At 47.8% G+C, this 12722-nt stretch carries 6 protein-coding genes; all 6 read left to right on the top strand.

The window, feature by feature from the left end; genetic code table 11:
• Positions 1-220: 220 nt before the first annotated feature.
• Positions 221-1732: a glycosyltransferase gene (locus tag EKM73_RS00790; protein ID WP_125700109.1), complete on the top strand. Its 1512-nt coding sequence runs from the start codon at positions 221-223 to the stop codon at positions 1730-1732.
• 149 nt (positions 1733-1881) lie between these two features.
• Complete coding sequence (gene asp1, locus EKM73_RS00785; protein ID WP_125700108.1) at positions 1882-3399, top strand: accessory Sec system glycosyltransferase Asp1; 1518 nt, start codon at positions 1882-1884, stop codon at positions 3397-3399.
• 30 nt (positions 3400-3429) lie between these two features.
• Positions 3430-4971: a glycosyltransferase family 4 protein gene (locus EKM73_RS00780; protein ID WP_125700107.1), complete on the top strand. Its 1542-nt coding sequence runs from the start codon at positions 3430-3432 to the stop codon at positions 4969-4971.
• 65 nt (positions 4972-5036) lie between these two features.
• Positions 5037-5903: a zinc metalloprotease gene (locus tag EKM73_RS00775; RefSeq protein ID WP_125700106.1), complete on the top strand. Its 867-nt coding sequence runs from the start codon at positions 5037-5039 to the stop codon at positions 5901-5903.
• The gene (locus EKM73_RS00770) at positions 5900-6769 is read left to right on the top strand and encodes a hypothetical protein (protein WP_125700105.1); all 870 of its coding nucleotides are present in this window, start codon (positions 5900-5902) and stop codon (positions 6767-6769) included. Before EKM73_RS00775 ends, EKM73_RS00770 begins: the two co-directional genes overlap by 4 nt.
• Positions 6770-7692: 923 nt before the next feature.
• Positions 7693-12722: KxYKxGKxW signal peptide domain-containing protein (locus EKM73_RS00765; RefSeq protein WP_225421238.1), on the top strand; the 5030-nt coding region annotated here is incomplete at its 3' end.

Here is a 12722-nt window from a genome sequence, read left to right as displayed (position 1 = left end):
CTAATAAGTTCCGAGTCACGGTGAAAACTGATGGCACGGGGCTTTTTCGTTTGTAAGGCCGCTTTACTTCCCTAACGGATGTTGGTGATTTGAGGTGGATTAGTTGCGTGCCAATTGAATTTAGCTTAAGTTATAATCATAGAATTGCAAGTGCTTTCATTTAGATGGGCATTTTGAAGCACGTTCGAATGAAACATTTGCGTAAAGAGGTGAGGGTGTCGTGAATTATTTTGTAGATATGAATTTGGGGTCGGCGGTGACTGGCATTGAAAAGGCCCAGTTTAACCGGATGCACTTGTTTCAAACGGCAGGTATGCCGGCAGCTCTGGTGTATTTGGCGTATGGCTCACGGTTGCATGAACATTTAAAGAAGTTTGGTTTCCAAGGCGTTGGCTTCTCCATGTATGATTATTTTCAGGAAAGTCGTCAGTATCAAGATGTGGGGCATTTTGATTGGCGCCATTATTGGCAGATGACCTGCCATTACCAGTTGCGGGACGTTCCAGACACGTATGATGTGCGGGTCGACAATGAGGATGGCCAGTTTTTAATGTATGCGCATTTTCTAGATAAGGATTATAGTCAAGTCGATTACATTAATTACTTTGATCACGATCACAACAAGATTCGCCGGGATGTTTATGACAGTAGGGGGTTCTTGAGTCGAACGAGCCTATTGGTTGAGAACAATCAGGTCAATACGGAGCTTTACTACAGTCCAGACCAACAAGTTAAAATGATTAAACAATGCAAGCAGGTCGATGGGAAGTCTGTATTGCGGTCGGTAACGCTGAAAAATTATGGTCAGCGAGATTACTACTTTAATGATGAGACAGAGTTGCAGACTTTCTTTTTCAATGAATTGGCTCAGGATGGCGATATTTTCTTCTCTGATCGCAACGGGAAGATGGCGCCGGCTCTGGATCGGACACGACCAGATATTAAAATTTGCCCAGTCTTTCACAGCACCCATGTTCGGGTGGGCCAAGACATTGTGACGGGGGCACTCAAGCATGGTATTTACGATTATATCCTGGCGCATCCAGAGCGGTTTAACGGGATCGTCGTGTCTACCGAGCAACAACGGACGGATCTTTTGGCGCGTTTCAGTAATCTGCCACCAATTACGACGATTCCAGTAGGGTATGCGACGGCCCAACCGATCGATGTGATGCGGCGGGACCCGCACCGGATTATTAGTGTGGCCCGGTACTCACCGGAAAAGCAGCTCATGCATCAGGTCAAGGCGGTTGAAGCACTCGTTCCGGAATTTCCAGACATTCAGTTACATTTATTAGGATTTGGGAATAAAATCAAAAATGAACTTCAAAAGTATATTAATGAACACAGTTTAGGAGATTATGTCTTCCTCAGAGGGTTCCAGAAGGACCTGACTAATGAGTACCGACAGGCTTCTTTAGCCCTGATGACGAGTGTTGAAGAGGGCTTCTCACTGTCGACCGTTGAGGAATTAAGCTATGGTATTCCCGTGATTGGTTACGATATTCGCTATGGACCAAATGAAATGATTCATGACGGTGAAAATGGCTTCTTGGTCCCCGTTAATGATCAGGAACAGCTCGTTGAAAAGATGCGTGAATACCTGTCAGATAGGGAACTCCAGCTGACCTTCATGGGGAATGCACAACGATTAGTACAAGCCTATTCGCCGACAAAAACGATGGAAAAATGGGAAAAATTGGTTCAATCTTTGAATAGTCAGCCAAAATGAATTTTTGAGCTGAGTAGTAATTGGTTTTAATTATAAAAGAAATTAGGTATAATTGAATGAATCGCTATGCGAACGTCTCATTTTGATGAGACCGCATACATCAGGAATACAGGAACCATTAATCAAAACGAATGGGAGAGTGTTGCACTGTGTATTATTTTGTCAACGAGTATATTCTGCAAAAAAATTCAAGTGTTGAGCATACGGCGATGAACCGGGTTAAGTTGTTTAACCACTACAAAGCACCTGCAAAGATTGTCACGAAGATCTATGACCGTCTGCTTCATCGGACGATTGGTGATTTTGGGGTAACTGACGATCAGGTTGTGAACATGTTCGATTACTTCCAAGGGGTTACGGATTATACGGATGTCAAAGTGGTGACTGCGGATAATATCAATATTCCAATCGAGTATGAAGTTACCGTTGGGGCCAACTTTAGTGGTGTCGCTGACGGGGACCGCTTGGTGGGAAATGTTGGGTTTATTCCTGGCACCATTGGCCGCGTCTTCTATCAGGAATTCTTCGATCCACAGGGTAATCGGATTGGAACCGATCTCTGGGATTGGCGTGGATTTAAATCGGCGACGCAGTACTTTGGTCAGAATGGCAAATTAATTTTACAGCGGTACTACACCCCAGCTGGGCAAACGGTGCTGGAAGAGTACTATGCCCAAGATACAGAGGGCAAGCCGTTGCCTTCACGGATGATCTTGAAGGATTATCACGGCGAGGGGGACCGCTTCTTCCAGAACGCGGACGACCTGTTCAATTTCTTCTTAAACGAATTGAGTAATCAAGACAGTGAGACGACGACCTTTATCGTCGACCGCCCAGGTACTGGGGTTCAACCATTGTTGTCCTTAAATGATGCCTCCCGGAAGTATCTCTATATTCCAATCAACCACGCAGTCAATCCGAATGACCCCGTACATGCTGAGTTGGATGGCTTCCTGGCACCAGCCTTTGAGCATTTTGGCCACTTTGATGGCTTTATCACGGCAACTTCTCAACAAGCAGAAAACCTGACGACGCGTTTCCCAAAGGCACACGTCTTCTCCATACCAGCCGTTACGACGCTACCATTATCTAAGGAGGAAACGGAGAAAGTCGCACCGGCACAGCGGATACCGCATAGCTTGCTGTATGTTGGCCGGATCGGTCAAGATAAGCAGATTGATCAACAATTGCGGATGTTTGCGCTCGTTAAGGACCGGGTGCCGGATGCCACGTTCACGCTATTTGGCTACGGCGATCCGCAGTATGTTACGGACATGAAGAAGCTCACGGGTGAGCTTAACTTGACCGGCAGTGTCTTTTTTAAGGACTACGATGCTAATTTAACTGAGCAATATGATCATTATCAGGTCCTGACGAATATGTCGCTGGCCGATGGTGGACCACTGGCTATGATGGAAGCGCTGATGCACGGGATTCCAGCTGTCAGCTACAGGTTTAACTATGGTCCAGCTGAGTTGATCACGGAAGGCCAGGATGGTTATCTGATTGATCCAGGGCAGAACCTCCAGATGGCTGAGAAGATTGTGGGCTTGTTCACTGATACGGCCAAATTAACGGCGTTTAGTGATGCTGCTTATGCGAAGTCGCATACACAGTGGACGCGGCGGAAGGTCTGGAATCGTTGGCAGAAGGCGCTCAAAGCCTAACGTAGCGGCTTGAGAAAGGAAGGTCCGGGAATGTATTATTTTTTAAATGACAACATGCAATATTCAAAATCAGGAATCGAACAAGCCGAAATCAACCGGTTACGGCTGTTTGACAAGCATCAGGTGCCAGCTAAAATCGTGACGCGTGTCTTCTCGATGGATCTCACAAACATCCTGCGGCAGGCAGGTATTGCGCGTGAAAACTTTGTGAACTTGTTTGAGTTCTTCTGTGGCAGTGTTGATGTGGTTGCCAAGTCATTTGCCATGAATGACTTCTCCTTACCGGCAAACACGACGACAACGCGGAAGGATAATCAGCTTCAGGTCTTTGCCCAGGGGAAAATGATGATGATCATCTATTTCCGCAAGGACAGTGAGGAAATTAGTAATGTCCAATACTTCGACGTTAACGGCCGAACCATTAAGATGGTTTGGTGGGACGTTCGTGGCTTCAAGAGTCTCGAGCAGCTCTTTGACTGGGAAGGCAAGATTTCTCAGGAACAGTACTTTGGGCCGGATGGCCTGGTGCATATTGAAAAGAATCATTACCTCAATCGTGCTGGCAAGGCCTGCATTTCTTGGCGGGTATTGAATTATCGTCAGAGTAACTGGGTCTTTAGTGGGATGAATGAATTGACGCGTTTCTTCTATGATGAGTTAAATGCGCAGTCAACAGCCAACGTCTTCATCTGTGACCGAACTGTGGAATGTGACTGGGCACTCTTTCACATGCAGACGTCGGCGTTTAAGGTGCTCCATCTGCACAACGACCACGTCAGCGATCCCAGTGATATGTTACACTCGCCGCTGAATAACAACTATACGAATGCGTTAAATAATTGGGACAAGTGGGATGCCGTAATTTCGGCAACACCAGAGCAATCGCAAGATATTGTGGACCGGTTCGGGACGGCAATTCCGGCATTTACCATTCCCGTTGGTTATGTGACCGACGAGGAGATTGCTCGCAAGCACCAGGCGTTCGACAAACGCCAGAAGAATCTGATCGTGCACGTGGCTCGGTTGGCACCGGAAAAACAGCAAAATCATTCTATTGAAGCCTTTGCGCAGGTGCATCAACAATTTCCGGATGCCCGCCTCGAACTCTGGGGTTACGCCAACGGTGATATTGAAAAGAAATTCAAGCAACAGGTGGTCGATGCTGGCCTGACCGATGCTGTCAGCTTCAAGGGGTACACGCATGATATTGGCGCCGTGTACGACCGTGCTCAACTGGGTGTTCTGCCAAGTCGTGCAGAAGGTTTCTCGTTGACCTTGTTGGAAGCCCAATCTCACGGGGTACCGATGGTTGCTAACGACGTGAAGTATGGACCTAGCGATATTATCCAGGATGGCGAGACCGGGATCTTAACGGAAAATGGCAAGCCACAGCAATTAGCAGATGCCTTGATTGAGTTGCTCAGTGACCGGGAGCAACTGCGCGCATACAGTGATGCTGCGTATGAGAATGCCAAGCGTTACTCCGAAGATGCTGTTTTTGAACAGTGGCAACAACTGCTGGACTACTTTACCAGTCTGACCCAAGATAAGACCGCCGTTACAACGGATTAAAGTAAAGGGAAACCGCCGAAAACGTTTTTTGTTGGGGCGGTTTTTCTATCTAAGGAGGTGTGCACATGCATCGTTCAGGAGGAATCTGGATGGCTGTAATCTTGGGAATTATTCTCGTTGGATTTTTGGGATATCAGGTCACGCAGCGTGTCGTAGGCGGTCCGAACCGACACTACTATCAGCGAACGAAGACCGATAATCGTGGGACCATTGCGCGAGGGTACTATTCCCAAGAAGAGCTGACCAAGTTGACGCAGATAACGCATGGCGGCCAATATCATGGCAATACGAGCTTGGATCTGGCCGCGACGAAGTATGCCTATCAATTGGAGGGGAAGCCACTTCCGAACATTGTTGGGCAGGATGGCGTGCTGCAGCTGTACAACAAATCTAATTTTATGACGACGGCAATGGTTCGAGATGCGGCTGCTTACTGGAATCAGATCGCAGGTGCTCAAATCGTTGAAGTTGTCGACAGTCAGCGGCTAAGCGATGAGGTGATTCATGACGATGAGATTCAGCGTGGTGTCTTAGGACGACAGGCTTACAACGGCCAAGGCTTGGTGTTTTTTCCTCAAAATTGGCACCTGAGTGGCCTCTCAGCCAAGGATCAGAAGAATTGGCAGGAAGCGGCACTGATTCATGAGATTGGCCACGCCTTAGGCATTCCACACTTGGGTGGCGGACCACTGGGTGGGAACGCGGCCAGTTCAGGAATCATCACGACGGAGTTCATGGCGCCGTGGCGACCGGTGCGTAATCCTTTGGGTGTGCGCAGTACGGCGGTTGATGCGGCGGCACTGGCCCTTGCTGGTTTGAGCTGGCAACGACCGCGTAAATTGGCTAGCTGGGTGCTGACGACCCCAACGGCTGCGGTCACCTACAATCACGGAAAATTAACGTCAACAATTCCACGGGGGAGTGAAGCATGACAAAATTAACGAAACGACTGGCCATTCTGTTAGTCCTAGCACTCGTGGTGGCGGGTGTCTTCATGGGGCTCAATCGGTTGAATGCTTCGATGACTGACGATGCGCACTATTATCAGCGGACGAAGGCGACGAATACAGTCGATGGCGTCATCAATTTAAAAACGTATAAGCAGTCAGAGCTCGAACGGCTCACCAAGATTACCCATGGCACAAAGTACACGGGTAATCATAGTTTGGATGCAGTTGCCACCCGCCACGTTTACAAAATGAATGGTAAAAGTATCCGAAACTTTGTGGGGAGCGATGGCATCTTACAGATATACAGCGAGTCTAAGATGATGACAACGCCAATGGTCAAGGATGCCGCTGCGTTTTGGAATCGGGTCGCTGGTTATGACATTGTGCAGGTTGTCGATAAAGCGAAGGCCAGCGATGAGATTATCCATGATGCCAAGAGTAAGGATAAATACATTGGTGGTCAGCAGTACGATGGCACGGGGATGAAATTCTACCCGGCAAATTGGAAGACGAAGGGATTCACCGCGGCTGAGGATCAGAATAACCGTGAGGCAGTGCTGATTCGTGAGATGGGACACGCACTGGGTATCCCGACGTTAGGCGGTGGCAAGACTGGCGGGAATGCCGGGGCCATCGGCTACATTACGCCGGAGGTCATGAGTGTCTGGGAGACCGGGCCTAACATGTTGCCAGCTAATCGCAAAGGAATTCGTAGCACGCCGATGGATGCAGCGGCAGTCGCATTGGCTGGAATCAGTTGGCAGCATCCACGTAAATTAGGAGCTGCTGTTTTGAGTGGCCAACAAATGACCGTCATTTATAATAACGGTCAACTTTCAACTAAATAGTGAGATAGGGACTCAGCATTGGTGAATACCAGTGTTGGGTCCTTTTGGTTTGTCTATGTAACTAATAAGGGGTAGGTGGCCAGCGATGAGAAAAAATCACCCGCAAACTTAAGAAGTTACAAATGGTCACTTACAAACGATTTCATTGCACCTTGAAATGACGTAAACATTTGTGAAAACAAATGAATTCGCCTATTTAAGGGATGTCTGTTCTTGAATTAAGAATAGGGTAGGTTATCAGCTGATCAAGAAGCTGTAGTTTGTATGTTACGTTTTTTAATTAGTGTGAGTAAATTGGCGTTTTGATGCAACCGGATGCACACGATTTACTGCCATATTTGCGAATCATATGCTTGCTTTATTGATGGATTTATGGCCAGTAAAAGAGGCACAAAATCATCAACCCATACAGATTTTTTAATCAAAATATCATAAAAGTAGATAAAAAAAGAAACTAACGAAAGTGCATTCGTTAATGGTATCAGCTGTATATAAAGTCCCCCCTCCAAGATGAACAATAGTTCATATCACTGTAAGTACTGATATGTCGGCACTTATAAACTGACACGAACAGTTAAAAATCTTTCATGAACACTAAAAATAGACAGTTAATCAGTTATCCTTAAAATTAGAAGTTGCTGTTATAAAATTAGAACATTTTCAATTTTTATCGTTTTTTAAGATAGACCAATGATAATTTTATCTTTAAAATAGTGTGCATAGTAAATTTATGATAAAATGATTTTGTTGAAGAGCTCGTTCATAGGGGATACTCGTTTATACGTATGACTCTTCATTGTAGAAAAGTGTATAGACCAATTACACTTAACTTGTAAACCTGTAGACATGATGCGGAACTGGGAGGCATGTCTACAGCCAACATTTCACAGACAACTTAAGGAGGACGATTAAAAGTGAAATTCATGCGGAATAAAGCTTTTAATGGCGACCCCAAGCTGCGGTACAAGATGTACAAGGTAGGGAAGACCTGGGTCTTCGCTGCACTGGCATCATTTTCGCTTTTGGGGGCTGGATCATTGACCGCAAGTGCAGATAGCACTAGTCAAGCCGATACCAGTAGTAATGCACAGGTTGTTTCATCAGCAGCAAGCTCAGCAGGCGCGGCTGCGGATGAACTAGAGTCGAACGCATCATCAACTAATACATCTGAAGCAACATCTGAGGCCGCCAGCTCTTCAGCTAGTGGTGCGGATTCTTCAGCTACTTCTAGCGCGGCTTCATCTGCGGCAACTGCCGTACAAGAGGATGAAGTAGTTGCGACTAGCAGTCATTCAGAAACAACATCTTCAAGTGCCGCGAGTTCTACTAGTGCGACGAGCACTTCTGCTGAAGCCATAAGTGCCGCAAGTGCAGTGACCGATTCGGCCACTGCTGCTAGTTTGGCATCAACGGCTAAAGTAGATGTGACGTTGACCACCAATGTGAATAAAGTGGTAACCAAGGTCGCAACTACTAAAAAGGCAGTTGTAACGCCTTCTTATGAAAGCGCTACGGTCGGATCAAGTGCTGCCAATGATAATAGTACAGCTGAAGAGAATGCGGAAGCGGCTGCTAATTTAGCAGCTGCTTCGTCCGCAGCTAGTTCGGCAAGTAGCTATGCAGCGGTTGTAGAAACTCAAAATGCGTTAGACGTTCAAACGGCAAACAGCGCCGCACAGAGTGCCTACAAGGAAGCTGCAAAAGCTTACGAATTTGTTGAGCACTATAATAGTTTAGCTGCGATGTACTCTCAGGCTTCAATCGATATTGCCGCCGGGGGTGCCGCCGGGGATGTCGGCGCGAACACTATGGCTTACGTGAATGCATTGTCTATGGCAACGTCGTACACGGCTGAAGTGAGCTCATACGCATCAATGGCAGATTCTGCCGCGATGGCTACACGGAACGCCGCAACACAACAGATCGTATACTTGGTCAGCAGTGCTAGCACCAGCATTAACGCCGCTGCCAGCACGGCCAATGAATTGGCTGCATCGGCTGCCGCTGCTGCAAGTAGTGCTTACACGGCAACACAATATGATAAAACCAATTCTGCTGCGTTATCAGCTTACTCAGCAGCTAACAGTGCCGCAGCTGAAGCAAGCAGTGCTGCTGCAGCCTTAAACGATGCTGCTACCAAAGCAGCGCAAGCTTGGACGGTGGCAAGTAATGCCGCCGAAGCCGCTGCAACTGCTACGGACGATACGGAATACAACGCTGCGATGGGTGCTCTGTCAACGGCTAATGGCTTAGCGAGTGAAGCTGTGACGACTTTGGAAACAGCTACGACGGCTACGAGCGTTGCACAGGCAAAGGCTGAGGAAGCTTCTACGTTAGCAATTTCAAACATTGCGAACAGTGCAGCGGCCAGTGCAAGCAATGCTAGTTCTGATGCAACGGCTGCTAGTAGTTCAGCTTCGGAGGCGGCACAGTATGAAGGTGACCAATCTGTTCTGTACGCTGCCGATGCCGCCAGCTCAGCAACAATCGCCGCTTCAGCAGCAGCAGCTGCTTCTACGGCAGCGGTGAATGCTGCCAATGCTTCTACAGCTAAGGATGCAACTTCCTACGCTAAGGCAGCTGCCAGTTCTGCCGCTCTCGCATCGTCAGCAGCTAGTGACGCTGCGGTAGCTGCAGCATTAGCAGAGAAATTCAATACGCACGTTACTGGTGAGCAGACTGATAAAGATGGGGCAACATTGACGACTGCAATTAGTGAAGACGCTGTGTCAGTAGGCGATACGATCACGATTACTACGGAAATTAGTAATTTGGGTGCTCTGTACGGTTTGACTGGAACGCAGACTTATACGTGGTTATATTCTACTGACGGTACGAACTGGTCACAATTGAAAACGACGACCGGAACTAAGACTAAGACGACAAATACCTTCACGTTGAACGTTGCGGGAACATACTATTTCCAAGCGGTTGTAAGTGGTAAGAAGAGTGTTGTCCTAAGTTCTACAGCATTTAAGGCAGCCTCCAACGTTTTGACAGTTGTAGTCACTGATGCAAATGGGGATTACACGGATCAAGCGTCTAACGCATCCAGTTTAGCGGCAAGTTATGCGGATGCGGCAAATGCTGCAGCGTCTAATGCTAGCAGTGCTATCTCGAATGCTTATGAAGTAGCCAACATTGATGGCATTGCCGCAGCAACTTCTTATGCAAATATGGCGAAATCAGATGCAGCTGTTGCGGCAACTAATGCCGCTAATGCAACGAGTGCCGCCTCAGCAGCAAGTACCGCATACAGTAACGCGGCTGCCTTTGAAGCGGCTAAAGATTACTCGGCTGCTAGCTCTTATGCTTTAGAAGCCGCTGCCGCTGCTTCAACAGCCAGTTCATATAACACAACGGCTAGTTCAGCAGCAAATGCCGCATTGGGCCATGTGAACACAGCTTTGGAAAAAGCGAAGGCCAATGATTACTTGGCATCTAGCTATGCAGAATTAACAGCGGCCGCAGCTAGTGAGGCAGCGAGTTTAGCGACTGTGGCTGGCTCTCATGCTAACGATGCTACTAACGCCTATTCCTCAGCGGTTGACTTCAACTCGGGAGCAACCGAGTATTACGAAGCTGCTGTCTCCGCCGCTGCTGAAGCATTGGCACAAGCACAAACAGCTTCTAGTGCAGCATCTACGGCAGCGTTGGCTGCTGCAGAAGGCGATGCCGACACAGCAGAAATGATGTATGACCAAGCGGTAACGAATTTAGCCTACACCAAGGATGCATTGAACGCGGCTTCTACAGCTGCTAGTTCAGCAACAAAAGTCATTGTCGATGCGCAACTGGATAACACGACGACCTTAGCATCCTCAGCTGCTGCGATTACATCCTCAGCGACTAGTGAAGCTAACGCGGCATCATCTGTAGCGAACTCCTTAGCCAATGCAATGCCTAATAACACAAGCTTAGGTGCTTCTTATGTGGCTCAAGCAGCTTACTATGCTCAATCGGCCTTGTTGGACGCTGCGTATGGTGATCAAGCGGCTTTAGCTGCTACCAGTTACATGACATTGGCTTCCTCAGCGGTTAGTGCGGGTAATTTCGTCGAAGCGAGTTCTTATGCCGCTGCCGCCGATTCTTCAGTTGCCGAAGCCGCTTCCTACGCGGTTGTCGCAACGGCCGCAGCATCTGATGCAACGATTGCAGCTAGTTATGCAGTGAACTACTCAAACAAGACGAACACTTATCAGAGCAAGCCTAGTGGGAACGCCTCGACACTTTGGGGGATTACGTTAAGTTCTGGTTACACGCAACAACCAGCGCCAATGACGACGACAGTTGCTGGGAACACGATTTCACTGACGGCGACATCTAAGGTCGCTGGATTAGGTAACATCTTCGGGGCCTCAGGAACTTGGTACGTTCAGGTAAATGGTAAGTGGATGACCACTGATAATGCTGTGAAAGCAGGATATATTGAATCAGCCACGCCTTCTGACAAGACCGGTGGATTTATTACAACCTCAACGTTAAGTACAACATTGACGGTCAAGACGAACAAAGACTTTACTGGAACGTTAATCTTCCAAGTGAAGTCCTCATATGGTTTGATTGGTGACACACTTTACAGCAACACCGCAGAAGTTGACATTTACGATAGTGAAATTCCAGCAACTGGAATTGAGATTAGTGGTGATAGCTATGTCTTCACGAATGATGTGACGAACTACGTTGCTAACACTAATCCATCTAGTGCCACTGGAAATGTAACTTGGACGAGTAGCAATACTTCAGTTGCTACCATCGATTCATCTGGTGTGTTGACAACTGTTGCTGACGCGAAGGGTACCACGACGATTACGGCAATCATTACCAATGCGGATGGAACCACTTATAAAGCAACGAAAGTGGTCACAGTTGGTAGTGGTCTGAATGATCAGAAGGTTAATGCCGGGGATGATTTGGAATGGACACCAGCCACTGATGCTGGGACAAGTTCTGACACGGCAACTTACCAATGGTATTTTGCAAGTACTGAAGATGGTACGCAAACGGCTATTGACGGCGCAACCAACTCAACACTTTCGTTATCCGACATCAAGACCAGTCAGGCGGGATACTACTTCCTGAAGATTACTTCTGGCGGAAATTCCACCACTCTGGGTGCTGGGTTATTGACAGTTAATGGTACAACTTCTGAAGATGCCGAAACAGCAGCCTCAGATGCAGCGTCTGCAGCAGCAGTTGCTGGCGATTATGCAGCAGTTGCGAGTTCCTACGCTAACGTTGCTGATCAATATGCGGCAAATAACAAATCAGCTGCTTCGTATGCAGCCGACGCCCAAACTGCTGCATCGACAGCCGCAACAGCTGCATCCGAAGCATCATCAGCAGCCTCAACGGCAGCAGATAATTATAGCAACGCTAAGTCAGCAGAAGCAGCAGGGGACAATGCGGCAGCTAAAGAGTATGCTTCGCAAGCACAAACTGCGGCTTCAGCAGCGCATGCAGCAAAAGACAAGGCTTCTAGCGCAGCAAACGACGCGTTAAGTTACGCAAACTTGGCAATCGCGGCTGAAGGAGATTCGGACTCCGACAGTGACTCAGACTCTGACAGTGATTCAGATAGCGACAGCGACTCAGATTCTGATAGCGACTCGGACTCTGACAGCGATTCTGATTCTGACAGTGATTCAGATAGCGACAGTGACTCAGATTCCGATAGCGACTCAGACTCCGACAGTGATTCCGATTCCGACAGCGACTCGGACTCAGACAGTGACTCAGACTCTGATAGTGATTCCGATAGCGACAGTGATTCCGACTCAGACAGTGATTCTGACTCAGACAGTGATTCTGACAGCGACAGTGATTCAGACTCTGATAGTGACTCTGACAGCGACAGTGACTCAGATTCCGACAGTGACTCAGACTCCGACAGCGACTCCGATTCCGATAGCGACTCAGACTCCGATAGTGACTCAGATAGCGACAGTGATTC

Origin of the sequence: Levilactobacillus fuyuanensis (assembly GCF_003946395.1) — a bacterium.
GTDB classification, from domain to species: Bacteria; Bacillota; Bacilli; order Lactobacillales; family Lactobacillaceae; genus Levilactobacillus; species Levilactobacillus fuyuanensis.
Note: the sequence above shows the minus strand (reverse complement) of the source record. Positions and strands in the feature narration are given on the sequence as shown.

What these genes read in the sequence shown, in the direction of transcription:
- EKM73_RS00780 (WP_125700107.1), top strand. Translation starts at nt 3,430, where the DNA reads ATGTATTATTTTTTAAATGACAACATGCAATATTCAAAATCAGGAATC.
- EKM73_RS00770 (WP_125700105.1), top strand. Translation starts at nt 5,900, where the DNA reads ATGACAAAATTAACGAAACGACTGGCCATTCTGTTAGTCCTAGCACTC.
- EKM73_RS00775 (WP_125700106.1), top strand. Translation starts at nt 5,037, where the DNA reads ATGCATCGTTCAGGAGGAATCTGGATGGCTGTAATCTTGGGAATTATT.